Below are 22,665 nucleotides of genomic sequence, written 5' to 3'. Positions count from 1 at the left end.
GTGTCGGGCTGTGTGAATAGACTCGGGATATGGGGCTCGCCTGCCGGTCGGAGGGAAAACGATGAAGACACGGTGGCTGGCGCTGAGCGCCGCGGTCGTCGCCGTCGCGGCGGGTCTTGTCACCTCCGGGGCCGCCTCCGCGACTGATCCCCTCACGCTCGACTCCGGGTACGTGACCGATGCCGCGGGTGTCCTCAGCACGAGTGAGAAGGACGCCGTCGAAACGCGGCTCCAGGAGCTCACCGAGAACTCGCCCGCCGATCTCTTCGTCGTCTTCGTCGACGAGTTCACCTCGCCGAGCGACCGCGTCGAATGGGCGGACACGACGGCGACGCGCAGCAACCTCGGTCCCGATCAGTACCTGCTCGCGATCGCGACCGATCAGCGCAGCTACTACATCTCCGCGGCCGAGGGCGGGCCGTTGAGCAACTCCCGCCTCGACGACATCGAGCAGGAGATCCAGCCCCTGCTCGCACAGGACGACTGGGACGGAGCGATACTCCTCGCCGCCGACGAGATCCAGGGCGATGGCGGCGCGGGCGCCCTGCAGGCGTTCCTCGTCGTGGCCGGGCTCATCGCTCTCGCTCTCGTGGCGTGGCTGGTCATCGCTCTCGTCCGGCGGAGCCGCCGGGCAGCCGCGATCCGCAAGCGCGGGGCGATGCCGGAGCATCCGGATCCCGCCGACCCGTTCTCGACGCTGACCGATGAGCAGGTGCAGACGAAGGCGGGTTCCGCTCTCGTGCAGGCCGACGATGCCATCACCTCGAGCCGCGAGGAGCTGGGGTTCGCGATCGCGCAGTTCGGTGAGAGCGCGACGGCCGAGTTCACGACCGCCGTCGATCAGGCGAAGGCGAAGTTGTCGGAGGCCTTCGACCTCAAGCAGAAGCTCGATGACGAGATCGAGGACACGGTGCACGAGCAGCGCGCCTGGAACATCCGGATCATCCGGATCGCCGACGAGATCGACGACGTCCTCGACGCGAACACCGAAGCCTTCGACTCCCTCCGCAAGCTCGAGCAGAACGCCCCGCAGGAACTCGAACGCGTGCGTCGTGAGCGCGCCGCACTCGCGCCCGTACTCGCCGGAGCGGCGCCGGCCCTGGCCGCGCTCTCGGCGACGTACGCGGGCGAAGCGCTGAGCACCGTCGCCGACAACCCCGCCCAGGCTCAGGAGCGTGCGGGCCTCGCCGACCACGCGATCGAGGCGGCGGACCAGGCGATCGCGGCCGGCCGCACGGGCGAAGCAGCGTTCGCCATCCGCACGGCCGAGCAATCCGTCGCCCAGGCGACACAACTCGTGCAGGCGATCACGGCGCTCGGCTCGGATCTCGCCGCCGTCGAGACACAGTCGCGGGCGCTCGTGGCCGAGCTGCAGGCCGATGTCGCCGCCGCGCAGCAGCTCCCCGACACCGGCGGAGCACTCTCCGCAGCCGCGTCCACGACCCTGCAGTACCTGCAGGCCGCGCAGGCCGATCTCAGCGGCACCGCGCGCAATCCGCAGCGCGCTTTCGATGCCCTGTCTGCCGCGAACGCCCAGATCGATGCCGCGATCGCGCAGGGGCGCGAGGCGCTCGAGCGCACTCGGCGCGCGGAGCAGATGCTCGAGCAGACCCTGACCCAGGCGGGCTCCGAGATCCGCACCGCCCGGGAGTTCATCGAGACCCGACGCGGAACGGTCGGGTCCACCGCTCGCACCCGCCTCTCGCAGGCCGATGCGAGCCTGACGCAGGCACTCACCCTCCGCACCACCTCGCCCGACGCCGCACTCACCGAGGCCACCCGCGCCCTCGATCTCGCACGCCAGGCGATCTCCTCCGCGTCCGCCGACGTGTCCGCGTACAACTCCCGTGGATACGACGGCTGGGGCAGCGGACCGTTCGGAAACTCTGGGGGCTCCGGCTCGTCCGGTGGTTCCGGCCTCGGTGGCGACATCCTCGGCGGCATCATCGGCGGCCTCCTCGCGGGCGGAGGTGGTGGTGGTAGTCGATCCTCCTCCCGGAGCAGCAGCTGGCGCTCGAGCGGAGGCGGTGGATTCCGCAGCTCCGGCTTCGGGGGCGGCCGCTCCAGCGGCGGGCGCAGCGGCCGCTCGGGAGGTGGGCGCTTCTGAACCTCATAGGCCACTCGACAAGACTTCGATTCCGACCCTCTGAAAGGAACCTCGCATGACCAAGCAGTCCATCTTCGGACGAATCTCGACCCTCGTCCGCGCGAACATCAACTCGCTCCTCGACTCTGCCGAAGACCCGCAGAAGATGATCGATCAGCTCGTGCGCGACTACACGAACAGCATCGCCGATGCCGAGTCCGCGATCGCCGAGACGATCGGCAACCTGCGCCTGCTCGAGCGCGACCACGAAGAAGACGTGCAGTCGGCCACCGAGTGGGGCAACAAGGCCCTCGCTGCCAGCCGCAAGGCCGATGAGATGCGCGGCTCCGGCGACACCGCCGACGCCGACAAGTTCGACAACCTCGCGAAGATCGCGCTGCAGCGTCAGATCAGCGCCGAGCGCGAGGCCCGCGGTGCAGAGCCGCAGATCGCCGCTCAGACCGAGATCGTCGACAAGCTCAAGAGCGGCCTGAACGGCATGAAGGACAAGCTCGGCGAGCTCAAGAACAAGCGCAGCGAGCTTCTCGCACGCGCCAAGGTCGCCGAGGCGCAGACCAAGGTGCAGGACGCCGTGGGATCGATCAACGTGCTCGATCCCACGAGCGAGCTGGGCCGCTTCGAAGACAAGGTCCGCCGTCAGGAGGCCATCGCGCAGGGCAAGATCGAGCTCGCGGCGTCGAGCCTCGACGCCCAGTTCGAGAGCCTCGAGGACCTCGGCGAGCTCACCGAGGTCGAGGCGCGCCTCGCCGAGCTGAAGGCCGGCGGCACCGCTCCCCGTCAGGCCCTCGAAGGCAACTGATCCACCCCGCGGATGCCCCGGACTCGCCGTCCGGGGCATCCGCACTTCCTCTTTCCCGGGAGGCACCCATGGTGCGATTCCTCGTCGTCCCGCAATGGCAGGGATCACCGGCCGCACGCGCGATGCTCCTCGTCGACGGCGCATCGGCCATCGCCGGCGACCTGCCGCGCGCCCGCACGACCACGCTCGACGTGCCGGTCGAAGCCGGCGAGTCGCTGGGGACCGGCGTGCGGCGACTCAGCGCTCTGCTGCGCACCCGCGAACTGATCCGCGAGCACCTCACCGACGAGTACAGCGTGCTGATCGGTGGAGACTGCAGCATCACGGTCGCCGCCCTCGACGCGCTGCCCGGCGGCACCGACGACCTGGCCGTGGTGTGGTGCGACGCTCACGCCGACCTGAATACGCCGGAGACCTCTCCGTCGGGGGCGTTCTCCGGCATGGCGCTCCGCGCGATCCTGGGCGAGGGAGAGCCGCAACTCGCGCTCACCTCTGCCCTCCCCCGTGAGCGCATCGTCACGGTCGGAATGCGCGCCCTCGATGATGCCGAGGTCGACGAGATCTCTTCGTTCGCCCACCTGCAGGTCGCCGACCTCGACGACACGGACGCGCTGCTCGATGCCGTCCGCACGACCGGCGCCTCACGTGTCTGGGTGCACATCGACGTGGATGTGCTCGATCCCGCCGAGATCACCGGAGTCTCCGATCCCGCGCCGTTCGGCACGACCCCGGCGGCGCTCGCCTCGGCCATCCGCCGACTCCGCGAAGACATCCCGCTCGCGGGTGCCACGATCTCGGGCTTCGCCCCGCGCACGCCCGCCGACGCGGTGGACGACCTCGGTGCGATCCTGCGTCTGATCGGTGCCGTCGCATGACGACGGACTGGAGACCCGCGGCCGAGGAGGCGCTGGCCCGCGGCCGACGCTTCGACCGCCGCATCCCCTCCTTCCTCCTCCGCTCCCCCGTGAGCCGGATCGGCTACGCCTGGGGTACGGCCGTGGGATGGCTCTGGGGGTCGCTGTGGAGCACCGGTCCCGTCGAACGCCGCGGCGGACTCTGGATCTTCCGGGGAATGCCCACGTGGACCTTCAACCGCGGCGGCGTGTGCGTCGGAGGATGCTTCCTCACCGGTGACGCGCGTCCGACCGACGCCGTCCTGCGTCACGAAGCGGTCCACAAGGCTCAGTGGCTGCGGTACGGCTTCCTCATGCCGGTGCTGTACTTCGTCGCCGGGCGCGACCCGCTGCGCAACCGCTTCGAGATCGAAGCCGGGCTGGAGGACGGCAACTACGTGCGCCGCTCCCGCTGACGGTCAGCGATGGGTCGGAACGTTCAGCGATCGATCGGGAGCAGACCGAAGCGCTCGGGAGCGTGGATCGACGTCGCCTCGACCGCGAGGCTCGTCGTGAGGTGATCGACGATGTCGGCGGTGCCGAGGTAACCGCCGAGAAGCGTGACCTGGGTGGAAACCTCGTCATCGCAGAGCATCTCGTCGGCCCACGCGCACGTGGCGCGCGCGAGTGCCTGACCCGGGGCGCAGGAACGACCGGAACCCGGAGCACCCGAGCGGTCTGCGCGTGCCAGCCAGGTCACGGTCATGCGTGCCGGCGCGTCGATGACCTGGATATCGGCAGCGGTCGGAACTTCGATGAAGACCCGGCCCGATGCGCACAGCGGGAGCGTGGCGAGGAACATCTCGAGGTCGACGAGCGACTTCTCATCGGCCGTCACGAGGTGGTGCGAGCGCTGACGAGCGGCACGGCGCGCTGCGCGTGTGCTGCGGATGTCGAACGAGGTGTCCATGGTTCCTCCATCGTAACACCGATGAAGGCATGCCTAACCTTGCTCCGCGATTCGCCTCACCCGACGGGCTCGACGAGTGCCGCGGTCAGCGCCGCGAGCTCGGCATCCGTCATCCCCTGCGCCCGCAGATAGTCGGCCGCCGACCCCCAGCGCTCGTCGACCATCTCGAGAAGACGGCGCATCACCGGAGCCGGGGACTGCGTCGCGAGAGCGACGGCGTTGACGGCTTCGGGGTGGAGCTCGGTCAGGTATGCGGCGATCCGTCGGTTCCGCTCGGGTGGGAGTTGCGACTCGGTCAGCGCATAGTCCTCGATCACCGCCTCGCGATCGGCACCCACCGCCGACAGTGCCAGTGCGACCGTCACCCCTGTGCGGTCCTTGCCGACCGTGCAGTGGACGAGCGTCGGCTCTCCCGCCGCGATGATGCGGATGGCCTCGACGAGCCTCCCACCGCTCTCCTCGAGGAGATGCAGGTAGAGGTCTTCGAGACTCGTGTCGGTCTCGAAGAACGAGCGCACGGACCCCAGGAACAGCGGGAGGTGGGTGGTATCCGGACCGACGATCTCGCTGGGCTCCGCCGCCACCTCCTCGCCGTCGCGCAGATCGACGATGTGCGCGACACGGCCGCGGAGCTCCTCGGCCCCCTTCGCCGTCGCTCCGGAGAGCTGACCGGAGCGCAACAGGATGCCCTGACGGATGCGACCGCCTGCCGCCGGCATCCCGCCGACGTCGCGGACGTTGTTGACGCCGCCGACCTCGAGCACGCTCATGGTCGGGCCTGCGGCGAACGGGCCGGTACGGGGTATCGCCCGGCGACCACGACGCGGTTGAACGCGTTGATCGACACGCACGCCCAGCTCAGGGCTGCGTACTCCTTCTCGGTGAACACGCTGCCGACGCGGTTGTACACCTCGTCGGACACGCCCTCCTCCGAGATGAACGTGAACGCCTCGGCGAGTTCGAGCGCTGCGCGTTCGCGCTCGCTGAACACGCCGCTCTCGCGCCAGGTCGCGATCTGCATCATGGTGTCGGCGTCGATACCGGCAGCCTCGGCACGGTCGACGTGGATGCGTGTGCAGTAGGCACAGCCGTTGAGCTGCGAGCAGTGGATCATGACGAGCTCCTTGAGACGATCGTCGATGCCATTGGCGGCGCAGATCTCTCCGACGGTGCGGGAGAACGCATCGAGGGCCTGGTAGGCGGTCGGCTCGGTCTTGGAGAGGTGCACTCGCGTCTCGCTCATGACTCCATGATATTCGGCTGTCGGTGTCGAACGGCCGACGCATTCCGCCATCAAGAAATGCACGAAGCCAACCCTGCAAGCCGTTTGCTGAACTTTTAGACAAGCGTTTTAGGGTTTTAGATGCTCACTTTGATCCGCCATTTCGCGATGCTTGCTCCAGGGGCGCAGAATATGGGCGTGGCGATCGACATCAGCGAGTTCAGCTATCTTCCCGCGCAGGCCGAGGCGCTCGGCGTCCCCGTTCCTCCGGTCGAACGGCTCACCCTCCCCCTGCCGGATGGCCGCACGGTCAGCGCGCTGCGCTTCGGGACGGAACCCGCCCGTGTGACGCTGCTGCACGGTGCCGGCCTGAACGCGCACACCTGGGACACCACAGCGCTCGCCCTCGGCACCCCGCTCCTCGCGATCGACCTCGCCGGGCACGGAGACTCGTCCTGGCGCGACGACCTCGACTACACGCCGCGCACCCTCGCCGTCGACGTGGCCGCGGCGCTCGATGCCTGGACCGACGTACCGCAGATCGTCGTCGGACAGTCCCTGGGCGGCCTGACCGGCGCGGCGCTGGCGGCGAGCCGCCCCGATCTCGTCGCCGAGCTCATCGTCGTCGACATCACCCCCGGCATCGACACCTCCGCCGGTCCCGCGGCCCTCCGCGAGTTCTATGCCGGGCCCGTGGACTTCGCGACCCGCGATGAACTCGTCGACAAGGCGATCGCGCTCGGGTTCGGCGGCACACGCCCCGAGACCGAGCGAGGTGTGTTCCTGAACACCCGCGTGCGACCGGACGGACGCATCGAGTGGAAGCACCATTTCGCGCACCTTGCCGCGCAGGCTCTCGCATCCCACGCCCCGGGCACCCCGGCGGCACCGTCCGTCCTGCACGAGACGGGATGGGACGACCTCGCCGCCGTCCGCGCTCCCCTGACCTTGATCCGGGCGACGCGGGGATTCGTCAGCGAAGCGGATGCCGCTGACCTGCAGCGCCGCATCCCGACCGCACGCGTCGTGGTGTTCGATGCCACCCACAACGTTCAGGAGACCGCTCCCGTCAAACTCGCCGAGTTCGTCGCCGCAGCCTCCGCGTCGGTGTGAAACGGAATGTGACGTCGCGTTCCACACCGCACCCTTCGATTTCTCGCTCATCCCTAGGCTCGTTCAACCGGCACACAGCACCTGCCGCACCGAGAGGAAACCATCATGTTCCGACGCTCCCGACGCGTAGCGCTCATCTCCGCGCTCGCCGCCACCGCTGTCATCCTCAGCGCGTGCTCCGGCAGTCCGCAGCCCGCCGCCACCTCGACCGGTGAGGTCGACCCCGACGCGACCCTCCACGTGGGTCTCGTGCTCGAGCCGACCAACCTCGACATCCGGCACACCAGTGGCGCGGCACTCGAGCAGATCCTCATCGACAACATCTACGAGGGCCTGGTCACCCGCACCCAGGACAACGAGATCGAGGCGCGCCTCGCCTCGGACTACTCGGTCTCCGACGACGGCCTGACCTACTCGTTCACCCTCAACGACGGAGTGGTCTTCCACGACGGCTCGCCCCTGACGTCGGCCGATGTCGTCGCCTCGTACGAGCAGGTGCGCACCGACGAGACCATCCAGGGCAACGCGGAGTTCGCCTCGGTCTCCTCGATCACCGCGCCCGACGAGAAGACCGTCGAGATCGTGCTCTCCGAGCCGAACCAGAACTTCCTCTTCGCCCTGACCGGTCCCGCCGGCCTGGTATTCAAGAGCGGCGACACCACCGATCTGCAGACGGCGGAGAACGGCACCGGCCCCTTCACCCTCACCCGCTGGAACAAGGGCAGCACGATCACGTTCGCGCGCAGCGACGCCTACTGGGGCGAGCCCGCCGGCGTCGCGTCGGTCGAGTTCCAGTACATCCCCGACTTCACCGCGGGTGTGAACGCCGCGATCGCGGGCGACGTCGACGTGCTGACCGCCGTCGACCCGAACCTCGCGCCGCAGCTCGAGGACTCGGGCGACTTCACCCTCACCACGGGTCGTACCACCGACAAGGCCACGCTCGCGTTCAACAACGCGAAGGCGCCGCTCGACGACGTCCGCGTGCGCGAGGCACTGCGCCTGGCGATCGACCACGACGCGCTCATCGAGGCGGCCGGCGCGGGCACCCCGCTCTACGGACCTATCCCCGAGCTCGACCCGGGCTACGAAGACCTCTCCGATGTCGTCTCCTACGACCCCGAGCGCGCGAAGGAACTCCTGGCGGAGGCCGGGCAGGAGGATCTCGAGCTGACCCTCACGATCCCCTCGTTCTACGGCACCACGGTGCCGAAGGTGCTCATCTCGGACTTCGCGAAGGTGGGCGTCACCCTCGACGTCGACTCGGTCGAGTTCGCCACCTGGCTCGAAGACGTCTACACGAACCACGACTACGACCTCAGCTACGTGCTGCATGTCGAGCCGCGCGACTTCGGCAACTTCGCGAACCCGGACTACTACTTCGGGTACGACAACGCCGAGGTGCAGAGCCTCTACGCCGAGGCCCTCGCCGAGGTCGACCCCGACAAGTCCGCCGATCTCCTCGCCCAGGCGGCGCGGATCGTCTCGGAGGACCACGCGGCCGACTGGCTGTACAACGGACAGACGATCACGGCGGTCGCGCCGATCGTCACCGGCTTCCCCGAGGACTCGATCAACTCGCGCATCAACCTGGCCGGCGTGACGGTCTCGTCCGCCGAGTAAGCGGCGGTCTCGTCCTCCGTGATCCGTTACGCGCTCGTCCGAGGAGCCCTGCTCATCGCAGGGCTCCTCGTCGCGAGCGCCCTCATCTTCCTCACCCTGCGCGTCTTCCCGGGTGATGTCGCCCAGCTCATCGCCGGCACCCAGGCATCGCCGGCCGAGGTCGAAGCGCTGCGCGAATCGCTCGGCCTGAACCGGCCGCTCCTGTCGCAGTACACCGACTGGATCGGAGGCATCTTCCGCGGAGACCTCGGCACGTCACTGCTCTCCGGCGCCTCGGTCGGCGAAGAGCTCCTGCTCAAGGCGCAGGTCACGGTGCCGCTCGGGCTGATGTCGCTCCTCATCGCCGTCGTGATCGCGATCCCGTTCGGCATCCTCGCCGCGCTGGCTCGCGGACGGCGCGCCGGCACCGCGCTGAGTGTCGGCGCGCAGACCCTCGCCGCCGTCCCCGTCGTCTGGGCCGGCATGATGCTCATCGTCGTCTTCTCGGTCTGGCTCGGGTGGTTGCCCCCGCAGGGCTTCCCCCGCACCGGGTGGAGCACGCCCGGCGAGGCCATCGAGGCGCTCCTCCTGCCGGCTCTCACGATCGGGATCGTGGAGGGTGCCATGCTCATGCGCTTCGTGCGCAGTGCGACCCTGCAGGCGGCCGGCCAGGACTTCGTCCGCACGGCGGCGGCCAAGGGACTCACGCGTACGCAGGCGCTGATCCGACACGGCATCCCCGCCGTCGGGCTGTCGATCATCACGGTGCTCGGCCTGCAGGTCGCCGGCATCATCGTGGGCTCCGTCGTGATCGAGCAGCTGTTCACCCTCCCGGGCATCGGACGGATGCTGGTGGCGGACGTCGGCACCCGCGACCTCATCAAGGTGCAGAGCGAGCTCCTCGTGCTCACCGGCTTCGTGCTCGTGATCGGATTCCTGGTCGACCTGCTCCACCGTACGATCGACCCGCGCCAGAGGGAGGCATGATGGCTCCGCTGTGGCTCCGCCGCCTGTGGGCGACCCCGACGGGCGCCTTCGGCCTGATCGTCGTCGCCCTCATCGGCCTGACAGCCCTCGTCGCGCTGTTCTGGACGCCGTTCGACCCGCAATCCTCGACCATCAGCGACCGGTGGCTCGGTCCGAGCTGGCCGCACCTCCTGGGCACCGACGACACCGGCCGCGACATCCTGAGCCTGATCATGGCGGGGGCGCGCACGACGGTGTTCGTCAGCATCGGTGCCGGAGTCGTCGCCACCGTCGTCGGCATCGCCCTCGCCGCGCTCGGCGCCCTCACCGCCCGGTGGCTGCGCGAGACGATCGCGGTTCTGGTCGACATCCTGATCGCCTTCCCGGTGCTCCTCATCGCGATGATGATCTCCTCGGTCTGGGGCGGCTCCCTCTGGGTCGTGATCTGGGCCGTGGGCATCGGCTTCGGCGTGAACATCGCGCGCGTCACCCGCCCCGAGCTGCGGAGGGTGCAGCAGAGCGACTTCATCCTCGCGGCGAAGGCATCCGGCCTCACCCCCGCGCAGAGCCTGCTGCGCCACCTCCTCCCCAACGTCGCTCCGGTGTTCATCGTGCAGCTGTCGTGGTCGATGGCCGTCGCCGTGCTGGCCGAAGCCGGACTGTCGTACCTCGGCTTCGGCGCGTCGGTCGTCGAGCCCAGCTGGGGCCTGCTGCTCGCCGACCTGCAGCGCTACATCGGCGTGCACCCGCTCTCGGTGATCTGGCCGGGTCTCACGATCACCCTCACCGTCCTCGCCCTGAATCTCCTCGGCGACGCCCTGCGCGAAGCGACCGACCCCACGCTGCGCCACCGCCGCGCCGAGACGCACACCCCCGGAGTGGTCGCATGAGCCTCGTCGTCGAAGGCCTGACCGTCGAGATCGACGGGCGTCGCGTCGTCGACGGCGTCTCGTTCGAGGTCGCGGACGGCGCCCGTCTGGGCCTGATCGGCGAGTCCGGGTCGGGCAAATCGCTCACCGCTCTCGCGATCCTCGGGCTCCTGCCCGACGGCGCGAAGGCGGCGGGCAGCATCCGCTGGAACGGCACGGAACTGATCGGGATGCCGGACCGCGAGCTCGCCCGACTGCGCGGTGACGAGATCGGCATCGTGTTCCAGGAGCCGCGCACGGCCCTCAATCCGATCCGCACGGTCGGTCGGCAGATCGCCGAGGCGATCCGCATCCACGAGGGCATCGGGCGACGCGAAGCGCGCGCACGCGCGGTTCAGGAAGCCGCCCGCGTGCGGCTCCCCGATCCGGAGTCGATCGTCGATCGCTACCCGCACCAGCTCTCCGGCGGCCAGCGCCAGCGCGTCGCGATCGCGATGGCACTCGCCTGCCGCCCGCGCGTGCTCATCGCCGACGAGCCGACCACGGCGCTCGACGTCACGATCCAGTCCGAGATCCTGGCGCTCCTGCTGCACCTCGTCGAGGACGAGGGCATGTCGCTCGTCTTCATCACCCACGACCTCGCCGTCCTCGCACAGGTCGCCACCGAGGGCGTGGTTCTCGAACACGGGCGCGTCGTCGAGTCCGCTCCGGTCTCGACGCTGCTCACCGCACCGAGCTCGCCGATCACGCAGGGGCTGCTCCGCGATGCGACGGCGACGCTGTGGCGCCCGGACGGAGGCATCGCATGAGTCTCGTCGAAGCGCGCGGGCTGACCCGCGAGTTCATCGTCCCGAAGCGCTCGCCGCTCGAGCGCACACGTCGGCAGACGGCGCTCGAGCCGACCGATCTCGACATCATCGAGGGCTCGTCCGTCGGGATCATCGGCGAGTCCGGTTCGGGGAAATCGACACTGGTGCGCCTGCTGCTGGGCCTCGACAGACCGACATCGGGAACGGTGACCGTCGACGGACGGCGCGTGGACGCCTCGGCATCCGCGACGTCCCTCCGGTGGCTGCGCCGACAGACGGGACTCGTCTTCCAGGACCCCTACGCCTCCCTCGACCCGCGCATGACCGCCGGGCAGATCGTTCGCGAGCCGCTGTGGGCCCTCGGTGTCGACGGCGATCATCGGGCGCGTGTGCGCGAGGTGCTCGCCCGGGTCGGGCTGGAGCCCGATGCCGGCGACAGATATCCGCACGAGTTCTCCGGCGGGCAGCGACAGCGCATCGCGTTGGCTCGTGCGATCGTACACGGCCCCCGCATCCTCATCGGCGACGAGCCGCTCTCGGCCCTCGATGTGACGGTACGGGCGCAGATCCTCGAGCTCCTCGTCGATCTGCGACGGACGACCGACCTCACCCTCGTACTCGTGTCGCACGACATCGGTGTGGTGCAGAACCTCAGCGACACCGTGGTGGTGATGAAGGACGGCCGGATCGTCGAGCGCGGCACGACCGGCGACGTGCTCCTGCGCCCGCAGCACGACTACACGAAGGCTCTGCTGGCCGCGATCCCGGTCATCCCGCGCGATCAGTGACCGCGACCGGAGGCCAGGAACCGACGGCGGCGCGCGACCGGTCTCAGCGCGCGCTTCATGTACACGGTGCCGAGCTCGCGACCGAACTTGTGGCCGACCCGGGCCATGCGCCCCGCCTCCACGAAACCGAGGCGAGCGTGCAGACGGATCGACGCCTCGGCACCGCTGTCGCTGATGACCGCGACCATCTCGCGGATGCCGAACTGCTCGCAGGCGTCGATCAGCGCCTGGAGCAGCGCGCCACCGAGGCCCTTTCCGCCGGCACCAGGGCCGAGATAGATCGAGTCCTCGACCGTGTAGCGATAGGCGTTCTTGCCCGCCCAGGGCTGCGCGAGCGCATAGCCGATGACCACCCCGGAAGGTGACACCGCGACGAGGAACGGGAGCCCGAGCCGATCCAGCAGGGCGAACTTGTCGCGCCAGTACGGGATGCTGCTGCTCTTCTCGTCGAGCGTGACGGCGGAGTTGCTCACGAAGTGGTTGTAGATCTCGCGCACGGAGGGCAGATCACCGGGCCGGGCGGGACGGATCGTGTACGAGAAGATCTCGGGGGCCGCCGCAGGACGCAGGTGGCGCGGCAGGATGCGACGTCGGTCCCCCGGTTCGAACTGCATGCGATCAGCTTAGGGATCCGGGGCGTTCGCCCTCTACCCGCCAGTCGATCGGCGCCGCTCCCAGGCCCTCGAGCAGCTCGTTCGCGCGCGAGAACGGGCGGGACCCGAAGAAACCACGACGCGCCGACAGCGGCGAGGGGTGGGCCGACGCGATGATCGGCGTCGCCCCCAGGAGCGGACGCAGGTTCTCGGCGTCCTTGCCCCACAGGATCGCGACGAGCGGGCGGTCGCGCGCGACGAGCGCCCGGATCGCGGCTTCGGTGACCTTCTCCCACCCCCACCGCCGGTGCGAGCCCGCCACGCCCGGCTGCACGGTCAGCACCCGGTTGAGCAGCAGCACCCCCTGATCGCTCCACGCCGAGAGGTCGCCGTGCGGCGCGGGCGGGATGCCGAGATCGCTCTCCCGCTCGCGGTAGATGTTGGCGAGGCTGCGCGGCAGCGGCCGCACGTCGCGGTCGACCGCGAACGAGAGTCCGATCGGATGACCGGGGGTCGGATAGGGATCCTGACCGGTGATGAGAACCCGCACATCGGCGAGCGGTCGCCGGAACGCCCGGAGCACGTTCGCGCCGTCCGGAAGGTATCCGCGCCCCGCCTGCACCTCGCCGCGCAGACGCTCGCCCAGGGCGGTGATGTCGTGCTGCACGGGCGCGAGCGCCTCCGCCCATCCCGGGTCGATCTCGCCATCCGCGGCGAGCTCGGCGAGGGTGCGGGCCATCGTCATTCGGCGGAGCGCACGCGCAGCGGTCCGCGCGCCAGCAGGTGCTGAGCCGACTGCGCGACCGGACGCATCGTGACGAGGTCGAGGTTCACGTGCCCCGGCGCATCGAGCGCGTAGGCGATGACGTCGGCGACGTCTCCGGCGACGAGCGGAGCCTCGACCCCGGCGTAGACGGCTTCGGCTGCGACGGAGTCCCCGCCGAGACGGTTGAGGGTGAACTCCTCGGTGTGCACCATTCCCGGTGCGACCTCGACCACGCGGATCGGCTCGCCGTTCAGCTCCTGACGGAGCACCCGGACGAGCATCGCCTCGGCGGCCTTCGCCGCGTTGTACCCGGCTCCGCCCGCGTACGCGGTCTGGGCCGCCGTCGACGTCACGAACACCGTGTCGGCGTGGCCGTCGGCCGCTGCGGCGCGGCGCAACAGCGGAAGCAGGCCCTTCACGAGCCGCTGCGTCGAGAGCACGTTCGCGTCGAACATCCACTGCCAGTCCTCGACCGAGGCATCCTCGATGCGGTCGGTCCCGCGCGCTCCCCCGGCCACCTGCACGAGCGCGTGCACGGGGCCGCTGGCCTCCAGCTCGGCGATGAGGGCATCGACGGCGGCGGAGTCGGTCAGGTCGCAGGCGATGGCGGATGCCCCGGTCTCGGCCACGAGGGCGGTGAGGCGATCCTCCCGCCGGGCGACGCCCACGACGTCCCATCCGCGCGAGCGGAGCTCCCGCACCGTCGCCGCCCCGATCCCCGAGCTCGCTCCCGTCACAACTGCACGTCTGTTCACCATGCCTCCACCGTACGATGTTCCGCGGTTTTTCGCCGATCGGGACTGTTACGTCACATTTCCCACTCATTGTTGACAGGAGGGAATATTCCGTACTCTCACTGAAACGGCATCCGCCATCCGACCATCGATCGTTCCAGGGGGAACAACATGTCCGCACCCGAGACCTGGCGTTTCGAGACCAAGCAGATCCACTCCGGCGCTGCGCCCGACCCGGTGACGAAGGCACGTGCCACGCCGATCTACCAGACCACGTCGTACGTGTTCGACAGCGCCGACCACGCGGCGAACCTCTTCGCCCTGGCCGAGTTCGGCAACATCTACACCCGCATCCAGAACCCGACGCAAGACGTCCTCGAGCAGCGCCTCGCGGCCCTCGAGGGAGGCACGGGAGCACTGGTGCTCTCGAGCGGCCAGGCGGCATCGACCTTCGCGATCCTGAACATCGCCGAGGCCGGCGACCACTTCGTCGCCTCGAGCTCGATCTACGGCGGCACCTACAACCTCTTCAAGTACACGCTCGCCAAGCTCGGCATCGAGGTCACGTTCGTCGAGAACCAGGACGACCCCGAGGAGTGGCGCCGCGCCGTCCGCCCGAACACCAAGCTGTTCTTCGCCGAGACGATCGGCAACCCGCAGATCAACGTCCTCGACATCCGCGCCGTCGCCGACGTCGCCCACGCCAGCGGTGTGCCGCTCATCGTCGACAACACGATCGCCACCCCGTACCTGATCCGTCCGTTCGAGCACGGCGCCGACATCGTGATCCACTCGGTCACCAAGTTCCTCGGCGGCCACGGCACGACGATCGGCGGCGTGATCATCGACGGCGGTTCGTTCGAGTGGTCGAAGAACGTCGAGAAGTTCCCGGGGCTCACCGTTCCGGACCCCTCGTACCACGGGGCCAGCTACACGACCGCGGTCGGCGACCCGCTCGCGTACATCATCAAGGCCCGCGTGCAGCTGCTCCGCGACCTCGGATCCGCGATCGCCCCGCAGAGCGCGTGGAACCTGATCCAGGGCGTCGAGACGCTGTCGTTGCGCATCGAGCGCCACGTGCAGAACGCGCAGGAGATCGCCGAGTGGCTCGACGGACGCGACGACGTCGCGACCGTCAACTACTCGGGGCTGCCGTCCTCCCCCTGGTACGCCAAGGCCAACGAGTACGCGCCCAAGGGCGTCGGAGCGGTGCTGTCGTTCGAGCTGAAGGGCGGTGTCGAGGCGGGTCGCGAGTTCGTGAACAGCCTCTCGCTGTTCAGCCACCTGGCGAACATCGGCGACGTGCGCTCGCTCGTCATCCACCCGGCATCGACCACCCACGCGCAGCTCACTCCCGAGCAGCAGCTCACGGCGGGCGTCACGCCCGGCCTCGTGCGCCTCTCGGTCGGCATCGAGAACGTCGACGACCTCAAGGCCGACCTCGACCAGGCCCTGGCCGCTGCCCGTCGCGTCTCGGAGGCCGCTCGCGCCTGACGATTCGTCCACCACGGATGCCTCGGACTCCCGGAGTCCGGGGCATCCGTGTCTTCCGGCGGCGTAACGTTCGCCGCCCGACCCGCAGGTCACGCGAGAATGGAAGCATGGACTGGCAGACGACCTCTGAAGACACGGTGCCCTCGGCGCTCGTGACGGAGGCCGACGTCCGGCTCCTCCGCGCGCGACCTCCGGCGACCGGCGCCTGGCGCGACGGCGACCCCGTGGGCGGACGCCGCTTCGCGCGGTCCGGCGTATTCCGGACCGAGAGCGGGGCCGAGCTCCCCAGCATCCGCATCGCCTACGAGTCGTGGGGCGAGCTGAACGCCGCGGGCGACAACGCGGTGCTCGTGCTGCACGCCCTCACCGGCGACAGCCACGTGCGCGGCGAGGCCGGTGCGGGGCATCCGACCGCCGGATGGTGGGAAGAGCTCACCGGTCCCGGCGCACCCCTCGACACCGACCGCTGGTTCGTCGTCGCCCCCAACATGCTCGGCGGCTGCCAGGGCTCGACCGGACCCGCGAGCGTCGCCCCCGACGGCTACGAATGGGCCTCGCGCTTCCCGTACCTGACGATCCGCGATCAGGTCGCCGCTCAGGTGCGCCTCGCCGATGCCCTGGGCATCGACACGTGGGCCGCGGTCATCGGCGGTTCGATGGGCGGTATGCACGCGCTCGAGTGGGCGGTGACGCATCCGGAACGGGTCGAACGGCTCGCCGTGCTCTCGTCGCCTCCCGTGACCACCGCCGACCAGATCGCGCTCAACACCGTGCAGCTCGAGACGATCCGCATGGATCCGCGGTTCCAGGGCGGCGAGTACTACGACCTCGGCGACGGCGACGGCCCGCACCGGGGTCTGGCCCTCGCCCGACGGATGGCTCTGCTGAACTACCGCAGCCCGATCGAGCTCAATCAGCGGTTCCAGCGTTCCTGGCAGTCGGGGGTCTCACCGCTCGGGCACGGCGGGCGCTTCGCCGTCGAGTCGTACCTCGACTTCCACGGCAACAAGTTCACGCGCCGCTTCGACGCGAACAGCTACATCACCCTCGTCGAGGCCATGAACTCGCACGACGTCGGGCGCGACCGCGGCGGCGTGGAGGAGGCTCTGCGCACCGTGACCGCGACGACGCTCGTGCTGGGGATCGACAGCGACCGCCTCTTCCCGGTCGATGGCCAGCACCGCATCGCCCGGAGCATCCCGAACACCCTCGACGGCCACGACGCGGTCGTGCTGAACAGCGACTTCGGGCACGACGGGTTCCTCATCGAGAACGAGGCCGTGGGCGCTCACCTGCGGCGACTGCTCGACAGCTGACGCCCCGACGGCTCACTCGCCGGCCCACTCCTCGACGAAACGCCACGGGAGTCCACCGGTCAGCAGACGACCCTGCTCCCAGGCGAAGTCGCGCCCGGTATCCGTCGGGATCACGCGCGTTCGGAACAGGGCCGGTGTCGACGGCGCGGCGAGCGCGGAAGCGGCGTCGGTGACCGCGATCAAACCGTGGAGTGTCATCCACGTCGGCGGGAACAGAGTCCACTCCCCCGTCGCGTGCCGTTCGAGCGCCTGTGCCGGGGTCGTCCAGGCGTACTCGACGACCTCGTCGGGCGACGGGACGGGCGTGGCATCCGGTGCCGCAGCGAGGAAGAACCACGTCCGGATCCGCGTGGGCGCCTCGGCGGGCGGATGCCACTGCGACAACGCCGACAGACCGGCGATCTCGAGGCCGACCTCCTCCTGCGTCTCTCGGATGGCGGCGCGTCGCGCGTCGTCGATATCCCCGGAGCCGTGTCGCCGATCGTGTTCCTCCACCTTGCCGCCCGGGAAGACCCACGCGTCGGCGAAGGAACCCCGCTCGGGCCGACGGATCAGCAGCACCTCGACGCCGCCGGTCGAGTCACGCACCAGCACGGCCGTTCCGGCCACCGGAAGAGCATCGGGGATGAGCATCCCCTCACCCTACGACGATGCGCCCACCAGGGCAGCGGAGCGACGAGCCTCGACGCGGTACGAGAGCAGAGCGATCAGCAGACCGGCGATCGCGAGCACGGCACCCGTCCACGCGGGAGACGTGAAGCCCCAGCCGACGGCGATCACGACGCCACCCAGGAACGCCCCGAGGCTGTTGCCGATGTTCAGCGCCGAATGGTTCATGGCCGCGGCGATCGACTGATTGTCTCCGGCGACGTCCATGAGACGGGTCTGGATCGTCGGGCTCAGCACCGACGACACGAAGCCGACGATGAGCACCAGCAGGCTCAGCGAGATGATCCAGAACGAGAACACGGCGAGCAGGGCGAAGACGACCGCCATCGCCGCGAGTCCGAACAGCAGCGTGCGCCGCAGATCGATGTCGGCGAGATGACCGCCCACGAGGTTTCCGACCGTCATGCCGATGCCCATGAGCACCAGAACGATCGGCACCACCCACTCCGGCGACCCGGCCACCTCGGTCACCAACGGGGCGATGTAGCTGTACACGGCGAAGAAGCCGCCGAAGCCGATCGCGCCGATGCCCAGCGTGAACCAGACCTGCCGGATGCGGAAGACGCCCAGCTCCTGACGCATCGTCCGGCCGGGGGAACCCGGGTGCTCGGGCACGAAGAACACGATGCAGATCGTCGCGAGGGCGAAGACGAGGGCGACGACGCCGAACGCGGCGCGCCATCCCCAGGCCTGGCCGAGGAACGTGCCGAGCGGAACCCCGACGACGTTCGCGACCGTGAGGCCGGTGAGGATGAAGGCGACGCCCTTGGCGCGGTTGCCCGGCCCCATGACGTCGGCCGCGACGAGAGCGCCGATGCCGAAGTAGGCTCCGTGCGGGAGGCCGGCGAGGAAGCGCGACGCCCCGACCAGCTCGAACGTCGGCAGCACCACGGTGAGGGCGTTGAAGACCGTGAGCGCGATCGCCAGGACGATCATGACGCGGTGCCGCGGGAAGCGCGCGACGAAACCGGCGATGGTCGGCGCGCCCACCACGACGCCGAGCGCATACAGCGAGATGAGCCATCCGGCCTGGCTCAGCGCATCCTCCTGGCTCGAGGCCCAGAGGGAGGGAAGCAGGTCGGAGGCGATGTTCGGGAGCAGGCCCATGACGACGAACTCGGTCATGCCGATGCCGAAACTGCCGATGGCGAGAGAGAGGAGCGCCCTCTTCGCCGCACCCCTCGATTCAGTCGAGGGATTCACCGGTCCAGCCTACCGGCCCGCCGACGGCCCGAAGGCACCGGGGGTCGTCCCGAGCACGCGCCGGAAGTGTCGCGTGAGATGGGCCTGATCGTGGAACCCCGCCTGCGCCGCGGCGTCGGACGGTCGGATGCCGTCGACCAGGAGCCTCCGCGCGAGATCGATGCGTCGGCTCAGCACGTACTGATGCGGCGCGATGCCGTACGTGCGCGTGAAGGAACGCGTCAGATGGCTCGGATGCGCTCCCCATGCGGTGGCGATCTCGGAGAGGGTGAAGGACTCCGTGAAACGATCGTCGATGAGCGCCCGGAGGCGGCGAGCGAGCGGCGTGTCGCGAGAGGCAACGGTCGATGGCCCGAGATGGGCGAGGATGCGCCCTCTCAGCGCGAGCGTCCAATGCTCGGCGGCGAGCAGGTCACCGGGCAGGGCGAGGGCGGCGTGGATGCGTCGCGCCGCCGCCGTCGCTCGTGGGTCGCGCACCGTCGGGTGGACGACCGACCTGCCCACCGCCTCGGCGGGAAGCCACGCCGGATCGAAGTACACGACACGTTTGCGATAGATGCGACCGTCCACGGTCGAACGCCCGTCGTGCGGGACGCCCGGGGGCAGCAGCGTCACCGCACCCGGCGCGGCGATGTGCGACGAACGATCGAGACCGTAGGCGACCGCTCCCTCGTCCACGAGCATCGCCGTCCAGACGTCGTGGGCGTGAAGCGGGTACGCGTGCTCGAAGGAGGCGTGATACACCTCCCGCACCGCGGGCACCTCGGGATGCCAGGCGTGCACGCGATCGACCATGCAAGAAACGTACAAGACGCCGCGGGCTTCCGGCGCGATCGTGGATACATGACCACCGCGCTGCCGACGAGCATCACCGCTGAACAGACCGCCCGCTTCGACACGAAGGTCGTCGTCCTCCTCGGCGACGACCTCGCCGCCTGGCAGGAGCTCAACGTGACCGCTTTCCTGATCTCCGGCATCACCGTGAGTGCCCCCGATCTCACCGGCGGACCCTACCGCGACCGCGACGGCACGACGTATCTGCCGATGCTGCGTCAGCCCGTGCTCGTCATGACCGGGAACTCCGGTCTCCTGCGCTCGGTTCGCGATCGGGCCTCCGCCCGAGACGATGTCGCGCTCGCGGTCTACACCCGCGAGCTCTTCGCGACAGGGCACGACGATGCCAATCGCGCCGCCGTCGCGGCCGTCGCAGCGGCCGACCTCGATCTCGTGGGACTCGCGCTGCGGGGTCCGCGCAACGCCGTCGACCGCATGCTCAAGGGCGCCCGCATGCACGCCTGAACGACGTGTGCGTTCTACTCGGCCTCGTCGATCGCACGCTCGAGACGCTCGATCTTGCCGTCGAGCTCGCCGGTGAAGCCGGGGCGGATATCGGCCTTGAGCACCAGGGACACGCGCGAGCCGAAGGGCATGACCGCCTCGGTGGCGCGTTTGACGACGTCCATCACGGTGTCCCAGTCGGGGCCCTCGATCTCGGTGAACATGCTCGTCGTCCGGTGCGGCAGCCCGGACTCGCGGACGACGCGCACGGCGGCGGCCACGGCGACGTGGACGGAGCCGTCTTCGCGGCCGGTGCCGGAGGGAGCGACGGAGAAGGCGATCAGCATGGGGAACCTCGTGTCTCTTCGATGGCGGTGGGAGCGACTTCTCGGCCGGCGGGGTCCGAGCCGAGCATCGAGGCGAGGACCTGCGCGGCCGCCGCTGCCACACGATGCATCATAGGCTCCGGCTCCGGTCCTCGCCGTCGGCGGGAGTGAGCACGACGGCGCGGATGCCGATCACGAGGAGGACGACGAGCAAGAGGTTGCGCACCGACAGCACCACGATCGGCAGGACCTGTCCCTGCAGCAGCGCGTCGTAGCCGAGCGGATAGACGAGGCAGGTGAGGACGCAGAGCGCGAGCACCACGACCGCGGGCAGGACCGCCCTCGCCCGGTCGAACACGAGCCAGAGGATCACGGGCGCGATCAGCCAGACCTGGAACTGCGGGGAGCCGACTTTGTTGGTCACGATGAGCGCCGCCACGAGCGAGAGCGCGAGCGGTGGGAACAGCCGGGCGAACGCGGCCCCGCGCATCGCCATCCAACCCGCGAGCGCGAGGATGCCGGCGACCACCGCGACCATGACTCCGGAGAGCGCCGCGGCGACGACCTCGGCGCCCGGAGCGGCGACCTGGAACGTGAGGATGTCGAAGCTGTACTCGATGCCCGCGGATCCGCCGGGGACCGCCCACAGGAAAGGCGTCGCCGCGACCGCCTCGATCTGCAGACCACGTCCGCCCTGCTCGGTGAGGAAGCCGAAGAGATGCTCGTGCGCTCCGAGCAGCAGCAGACCGGCGATGACGGCCGTCGTCACCACCAGAGCCGCGATGATCATGCGCAGCCGACGGCGCCCGGCGATCAGTGCCGCGAGCAGCACCGCTCCGGGCCAGATCTTGATCCACGCGCCGATCGTCAGGAGGGCTGCGGCGAGCGCAGGGCGCGAGACGAGCCAGAGACCGGCGATCACGACGATGGGCAGGGTGACGGCATCCAGCCGGTAGAGCGCGATCGGCCCCAGCAGCAGGAGCGCGGCGCTCCAGAACCATGCGGCGGTGCGACGCGGTGCCGACGGCGAGCGCCCGAGCAGCACGGCGAAGGCGAGCGCGTCGAGAGCGGTCACGAGGATCGCCCAGGCGACGAGATATGCCCCGGAGACGCCGAGGAGTCCGACGAACGGGACCGCCATCGCCTTCACCAGGAGGATCGGCGCGAGGGCGAGCTGCGGGTACACCCAGGTCTCGGTGATCCCGACGATCGGTCCCCCGCTCACCGCCGCCGTCGCCCAGGGTTCGTAGACGAGCACCACATCGCCCATCGGCTGACTCGGGTAAACCCACCCCAGCCACGCGGTCAGGGCATGGACCGCGACGAAGACGACCCAGAGCGCGATGAGTCGTTCCGCCCCCTGCTTCACGCCAGCACGTCCGCGATCGCGCGCGGCAGGGCCTGCGCGACGTCCGAGGCGACGATCGGATGCCCCGGCTCACCGTTCGCGCTCCCGGAGGCGATCCGTGCGGCGTAGCCGTGCAGCCACGCTCCCGCGGCGGCGGCCTCTTCCAGAGGAGCACCGGGGTTCGCGGCGAGCAACGCACCGAGTACTCCGCCCAGCACATCGCCCGTGCCCGCCGCGGCGAGCCAGCCGGTCCCCGCCGAGACGGCGATCGCTCCCCCGTCGGGCGTCGCGATCAGTGTGCGTGCGCCCTTCAGCAGCACGGTGACGCCGAGCGCACGAGCGACCTCGGCGGCGCCGCCGGCGCGATCTTCCTCGGCAGAGGCCAGACGCAGGCGCGCACGCAGTTTCGAGAACTCCCCCGCATGGGGCGTCAGCAGCACAGGAGCGGTCGGGCGGTCGACGAGGTCGAGTGCTCCGGCGTCGACCACGACTCGGGTGCTCCCGGTCAGCAGGGCGCGCAGCGCCGCTTCTTCGTCGGCGCTGCGCTGCGCGGCATCCGTCCCCGACCCGATCACCCAGGCGTCCACGCGCGTGCGCCCGACATCGCTCCCCGTCACCGTCTCGGGACGACGAGCGAGCACGGCGTCCGACACTCGGCCGTCGCCGACGAAGCGCACGAACCCCGCGCCGGCGCGCCACGCGGCCTCGACGCCCAGCACCGCCGCGCCGGGGTACGCCGCAGAGCCGGTGCGCAGTGCCACGACACCGCGCGAGTACTTGTCGTCGTCGGCTGACGGCACCCGGAACAACCGCGCCGTATCGCTGCGGGACCACTCGCGAACCTCGACCATGACTCCACG

At 69.8% G+C, this 22,665-nt stretch carries 25 protein-coding genes; 13 read left to right on the top strand and 12 right to left on the bottom strand.

Going from position 1 to position 22,665, the window contains the following annotated elements; translation table 11 throughout:
• Positions 1 to 61 precede the first annotated feature (61 nt).
• The 4 genes from KV396_RS12770 (at position 62) to KV396_RS12755 (ending at position 4,215) form a co-directional block, all read left to right on the top strand.
• Positions 62 to 2,107 (top strand): TPM domain-containing protein, encoded by a 2,046-nt coding sequence (locus tag KV396_RS12770; protein WP_247955956.1) that lies wholly within the window; start codon positions 62 to 64, stop codon positions 2,105 to 2,107.
• A gap of 55 nt (positions 2,108 to 2,162) precedes the next feature.
• Positions 2,163 to 2,906 (top strand): PspA/IM30 family protein, encoded by a 744-nt coding sequence (locus KV396_RS12765; protein ID WP_247622817.1) that lies wholly within the window; start codon positions 2,163 to 2,165, stop codon positions 2,904 to 2,906.
• Between the two features lie 68 nt (positions 2,907 to 2,974).
• Complete coding sequence (locus tag KV396_RS12760) at positions 2,975 to 3,781, top strand: arginase family protein (protein WP_247632457.1); 807 nt, start codon at positions 2,975 to 2,977, stop codon at positions 3,779 to 3,781.
• Positions 3,778 to 4,215 (top strand): Fe-S oxidoreductase, encoded by a 438-nt coding sequence (locus KV396_RS12755; protein WP_247632458.1) that lies wholly within the window; start codon positions 3,778 to 3,780, stop codon positions 4,213 to 4,215. Before KV396_RS12760 ends, KV396_RS12755 begins: the two co-directional genes overlap by 4 nt.
• Positions 4,216 to 4,238: 23 nt before the next feature.
• Here KV396_RS12755 and KV396_RS12750 read toward each other — a convergent pair whose 3' ends face one another.
• Genes KV396_RS12750 through KV396_RS12740 form a run of 3 tightly spaced genes read right to left on the bottom strand, consistent with a single transcriptional unit; the run spans position 4,239 to position 5,952 of the window.
• Positions 4,239 to 4,709: an SIP domain-containing protein gene (locus KV396_RS12750; RefSeq protein WP_247632459.1), complete on the bottom strand. Its 471-nt coding sequence runs from the start codon at positions 4,707 to 4,709 to the stop codon at positions 4,239 to 4,241.
• Between the two features lie 56 nt (positions 4,710 to 4,765).
• Entirely contained in the window at positions 4,766 to 5,479 is a 714-nt protein-coding gene (locus tag KV396_RS12745) for a tyrosine-protein phosphatase (RefSeq protein WP_247955955.1), read from the bottom strand.
• The gene (locus KV396_RS12740; RefSeq protein ID WP_247622822.1) at positions 5,476 to 5,952 is read right to left on the bottom strand and encodes a carboxymuconolactone decarboxylase family protein; all 477 of its coding nucleotides are present in this window, start codon (positions 5,950 to 5,952) and stop codon (positions 5,476 to 5,478) included. Before KV396_RS12740 ends, KV396_RS12745 begins: the two co-directional genes overlap by 4 nt.
• A gap of 171 nt (positions 5,953 to 6,123) precedes the next feature.
• Here KV396_RS12740 and KV396_RS12735 point away from each other — a divergent pair, with 171 nt between their 5' ends.
• From KV396_RS12735 to KV396_RS12710, 6 genes are all read left to right on the top strand, one after another.
• The gene (locus KV396_RS12735) at positions 6,124 to 7,044 is read left to right on the top strand and encodes an alpha/beta fold hydrolase (protein ID WP_247633981.1); all 921 of its coding nucleotides are present in this window, start codon (positions 6,124 to 6,126) and stop codon (positions 7,042 to 7,044) included.
• A gap of 105 nt (positions 7,045 to 7,149) precedes the next feature.
• Positions 7,150 to 8,667 (top strand): ABC transporter substrate-binding protein, encoded by a 1,518-nt coding sequence (locus KV396_RS12730; protein WP_247955954.1) that lies wholly within the window; start codon positions 7,150 to 7,152, stop codon positions 8,665 to 8,667.
• A gap of 18 nt (positions 8,668 to 8,685) precedes the next feature.
• Positions 8,686 to 9,633 (top strand): ABC transporter permease, encoded by a 948-nt coding sequence (locus KV396_RS12725; protein ID WP_247955953.1) that lies wholly within the window; start codon positions 8,686 to 8,688, stop codon positions 9,631 to 9,633.
• Positions 9,630 to 10,502 carry an ABC transporter permease gene (locus KV396_RS12720; RefSeq protein WP_372491556.1) on the top strand — a complete coding sequence of 291 codons (873 nt, stop codon included), beginning with the start codon at positions 9,630 to 9,632 and terminating at the stop codon, positions 10,500 to 10,502. Before KV396_RS12725 ends, KV396_RS12720 begins: the two co-directional genes overlap by 4 nt.
• Positions 10,499 to 11,290 (top strand): ABC transporter ATP-binding protein, encoded by a 792-nt coding sequence (locus tag KV396_RS12715; RefSeq protein ID WP_247955952.1) that lies wholly within the window; start codon positions 10,499 to 10,501, stop codon positions 11,288 to 11,290. Before KV396_RS12720 ends, KV396_RS12715 begins: the two co-directional genes overlap by 4 nt.
• The gene (locus KV396_RS12710; RefSeq protein ID WP_247955951.1) at positions 11,287 to 12,078 is read left to right on the top strand and encodes an ABC transporter ATP-binding protein; all 792 of its coding nucleotides are present in this window, start codon (positions 11,287 to 11,289) and stop codon (positions 12,076 to 12,078) included. Before KV396_RS12715 ends, KV396_RS12710 begins: the two co-directional genes overlap by 4 nt.
• Here KV396_RS12710 and KV396_RS12705 read toward each other — a convergent pair.
• Genes KV396_RS12705 through KV396_RS12695 form a run of 3 tightly spaced genes read right to left on the bottom strand, consistent with a single transcriptional unit; the run spans position 12,072 to position 14,195 of the window.
• Positions 12,072 to 12,692, bottom strand: a complete 621-nt coding sequence (locus KV396_RS12705; protein ID WP_247622829.1) for a GNAT family N-acetyltransferase — start codon at positions 12,690 to 12,692, stop codon at positions 12,072 to 12,074. The two genes, KV396_RS12710 and KV396_RS12705, sit on opposite strands and share 7 nt — an antisense overlap.
• A 4-nt stretch (positions 12,693 to 12,696) precedes the next feature.
• Positions 12,697 to 13,410 carry a uracil-DNA glycosylase gene (locus tag KV396_RS12700; RefSeq protein ID WP_247955950.1) on the bottom strand — a complete coding sequence of 238 codons (714 nt, stop codon included), beginning with the start codon at positions 13,408 to 13,410 and terminating at the stop codon, positions 12,697 to 12,699.
• A 2-nt stretch (positions 13,411 to 13,412) separates the two neighbouring features.
• On the bottom strand, positions 13,413 to 14,195 hold the full coding sequence (locus tag KV396_RS12695; protein ID WP_247955949.1) for an SDR family oxidoreductase: 783 nt from the start codon (positions 14,193 to 14,195) through the stop codon (positions 13,413 to 13,415).
• A 147-nt stretch (positions 14,196 to 14,342) separates the two neighbouring features.
• On the opposite strand from KV396_RS12695, the gene KV396_RS12690 reads away from it, so the two are divergent.
• Both KV396_RS12690 and metX read left to right on the top strand, forming a co-directional pair.
• A complete protein-coding gene (locus tag KV396_RS12690) occupies positions 14,343 to 15,665 on the top strand; it encodes a bifunctional o-acetylhomoserine/o-acetylserine sulfhydrylase (protein ID WP_247632468.1) in 1,323 nt (440 codons plus the stop codon).
• A 107-nt stretch (positions 15,666 to 15,772) separates the two neighbouring features.
• Positions 15,773 to 16,981, top strand: a complete 1,209-nt coding sequence (gene metX, locus KV396_RS12685) for a homoserine O-acetyltransferase MetX (protein WP_247632469.1) — start codon at positions 15,773 to 15,775, stop codon at positions 16,979 to 16,981.
• Between the two features lie 12 nt (positions 16,982 to 16,993).
• Here the strand turns inward: metX and KV396_RS12680 are convergent, their stop codons facing one another.
• The 3 genes from KV396_RS12680 to KV396_RS12670 are packed head-to-tail and all read right to left on the bottom strand — an operon-like array spanning position 16,994 to position 19,648.
• Positions 16,994 to 17,614: an NUDIX hydrolase gene (locus KV396_RS12680; protein ID WP_247955948.1), complete on the bottom strand. Its 621-nt coding sequence runs from the start codon at positions 17,612 to 17,614 to the stop codon at positions 16,994 to 16,996.
• A 9-nt stretch (positions 17,615 to 17,623) separates the two neighbouring features.
• Positions 17,624 to 18,853 carry an MFS transporter gene (locus KV396_RS12675; RefSeq protein WP_247955947.1) on the bottom strand — a complete coding sequence of 410 codons (1,230 nt, stop codon included), beginning with the start codon at positions 18,851 to 18,853 and terminating at the stop codon, positions 17,624 to 17,626.
• A gap of 9 nt (positions 18,854 to 18,862) precedes the next feature.
• Positions 18,863 to 19,648, bottom strand: coding sequence for a helix-turn-helix transcriptional regulator (locus KV396_RS12670; RefSeq protein ID WP_247955946.1), 786 nt, complete (start codon positions 19,646 to 19,648; stop codon positions 18,863 to 18,865).
• A gap of 48 nt (positions 19,649 to 19,696) precedes the next feature.
• Here KV396_RS12670 and KV396_RS12665 point away from each other — a divergent pair, with 48 nt between their 5' ends.
• Positions 19,697 to 20,152 carry a DUF2000 family protein gene (locus KV396_RS12665; RefSeq protein ID WP_247955945.1) on the top strand — a complete coding sequence of 152 codons (456 nt, stop codon included), beginning with the start codon at positions 19,697 to 19,699 and terminating at the stop codon, positions 20,150 to 20,152.
• Positions 20,153 to 20,166: 14 nt separating this feature from the next.
• Here KV396_RS12665 and KV396_RS12660 read toward each other — a convergent pair whose 3' ends face one another.
• The 3 genes from KV396_RS12660 to KV396_RS12650 form a co-directional block, all read right to left on the bottom strand.
• The gene (locus KV396_RS12660; protein ID WP_247622837.1) at positions 20,167 to 20,478 is read right to left on the bottom strand and encodes a thiamine-binding protein; all 312 of its coding nucleotides are present in this window, start codon (positions 20,476 to 20,478) and stop codon (positions 20,167 to 20,169) included.
• A 109-nt stretch (positions 20,479 to 20,587) separates the two neighbouring features.
• Positions 20,588 to 21,826 (bottom strand): hypothetical protein, encoded by a 1,239-nt coding sequence (locus KV396_RS12655; protein WP_247955944.1) that lies wholly within the window; start codon positions 21,824 to 21,826, stop codon positions 20,588 to 20,590.
• Positions 21,823 to 22,656, bottom strand: coding sequence for an ADP-dependent NAD(P)H-hydrate dehydratase (locus tag KV396_RS12650; RefSeq protein ID WP_247955943.1), 834 nt, complete (start codon positions 22,654 to 22,656; stop codon positions 21,823 to 21,825). The genes KV396_RS12655 and KV396_RS12650 overlap by 4 nt, the downstream gene beginning before the upstream one ends.
• Between the last annotated feature and the right edge of the window lie 9 nt (positions 22,657 to 22,665).

The organism is Microbacterium galbinum (assembly GCF_023101185.1).
In the GTDB taxonomy this organism is placed as follows: domain Bacteria; phylum Actinomycetota; class Actinomycetes; order Actinomycetales; family Microbacteriaceae; genus Microbacterium; species Microbacterium galbinum.
Note: the sequence above shows the minus strand (reverse complement) of the source record. Positions and strands in the feature narration are given on the sequence as shown.

What these genes read in the sequence shown, in the direction of transcription:
- KV396_RS12665 (WP_247955945.1), top strand. Translation starts at nt 19,697, where the DNA reads ATGACCACCGCGCTGCCGACGAGCATCACCGCTGAACAGACCGCCCGC.
- KV396_RS12755 (WP_247632458.1), top strand. Translation starts at nt 3,778, where the DNA reads ATGACGACGGACTGGAGACCCGCGGCCGAGGAGGCGCTGGCCCGCGGC.
- KV396_RS12745 (WP_247955955.1), bottom strand. Translation starts at nt 5,479, where the DNA reads ATGAGCGTGCTCGAGGTCGGCGGCGTCAACAACGTCCGCGACGTCGGC.
- KV396_RS12680 (WP_247955948.1), bottom strand. Translation starts at nt 17,614, where the DNA reads ATGCTCATCCCCGATGCTCTTCCGGTGGCCGGAACGGCCGTGCTGGTG.
- KV396_RS12750 (WP_247632459.1), bottom strand. Translation starts at nt 4,709, where the DNA reads ATGGACACCTCGTTCGACATCCGCAGCACACGCGCAGCGCGCCGTGCC.
- KV396_RS12720 (WP_372491556.1), top strand. Translation starts at nt 9,630, where the DNA reads ATGATGGCTCCGCTGTGGCTCCGCCGCCTGTGGGCGACCCCGACGGGC.
- KV396_RS12770 (WP_247955956.1), top strand. Translation starts at nt 62, where the DNA reads ATGAAGACACGGTGGCTGGCGCTGAGCGCCGCGGTCGTCGCCGTCGCG.
- KV396_RS12715 (WP_247955952.1), top strand. Translation starts at nt 10,499, where the DNA reads ATGAGCCTCGTCGTCGAAGGCCTGACCGTCGAGATCGACGGGCGTCGC.
- KV396_RS12690 (WP_247632468.1), top strand. Translation starts at nt 14,343, where the DNA reads ATGTCCGCACCCGAGACCTGGCGTTTCGAGACCAAGCAGATCCACTCC.
- metX (WP_247632469.1), top strand. Translation starts at nt 15,773, where the DNA reads ATGGACTGGCAGACGACCTCTGAAGACACGGTGCCCTCGGCGCTCGTG.
- KV396_RS12730 (WP_247955954.1), top strand. Translation starts at nt 7,150, where the DNA reads ATGTTCCGACGCTCCCGACGCGTAGCGCTCATCTCCGCGCTCGCCGCC.
- KV396_RS12700 (WP_247955950.1), bottom strand. Translation starts at nt 13,410, where the DNA reads ATGGCCCGCACCCTCGCCGAGCTCGCCGCGGATGGCGAGATCGACCCG.
- KV396_RS12705 (WP_247622829.1), bottom strand. Translation starts at nt 12,692, where the DNA reads ATGCAGTTCGAACCGGGGGACCGACGTCGCATCCTGCCGCGCCACCTG.
- KV396_RS12650 (WP_247955943.1), bottom strand. Translation starts at nt 22,656, where the DNA reads ATGGTCGAGGTTCGCGAGTGGTCCCGCAGCGATACGGCGCGGTTGTTC.
- KV396_RS12735 (WP_247633981.1), top strand. Translation starts at nt 6,124, where the DNA reads ATGGGCGTGGCGATCGACATCAGCGAGTTCAGCTATCTTCCCGCGCAG.
- KV396_RS12740 (WP_247622822.1), bottom strand. Translation starts at nt 5,952, where the DNA reads ATGAGCGAGACGCGAGTGCACCTCTCCAAGACCGAGCCGACCGCCTAC.
- KV396_RS12710 (WP_247955951.1), top strand. Translation starts at nt 11,287, where the DNA reads ATGAGTCTCGTCGAAGCGCGCGGGCTGACCCGCGAGTTCATCGTCCCG.
- KV396_RS12695 (WP_247955949.1), bottom strand. Translation starts at nt 14,195, where the DNA reads ATGGTGAACAGACGTGCAGTTGTGACGGGAGCGAGCTCGGGGATCGGG.
- KV396_RS12670 (WP_247955946.1), bottom strand. Translation starts at nt 19,648, where the DNA reads ATGGTCGATCGCGTGCACGCCTGGCATCCCGAGGTGCCCGCGGTGCGG.
- KV396_RS12760 (WP_247632457.1), top strand. Translation starts at nt 2,975, where the DNA reads ATGGTGCGATTCCTCGTCGTCCCGCAATGGCAGGGATCACCGGCCGCA.
- KV396_RS12660 (WP_247622837.1), bottom strand. Translation starts at nt 20,478, where the DNA reads ATGCTGATCGCCTTCTCCGTCGCTCCCTCCGGCACCGGCCGCGAAGAC.
- KV396_RS12765 (WP_247622817.1), top strand. Translation starts at nt 2,163, where the DNA reads ATGACCAAGCAGTCCATCTTCGGACGAATCTCGACCCTCGTCCGCGCG.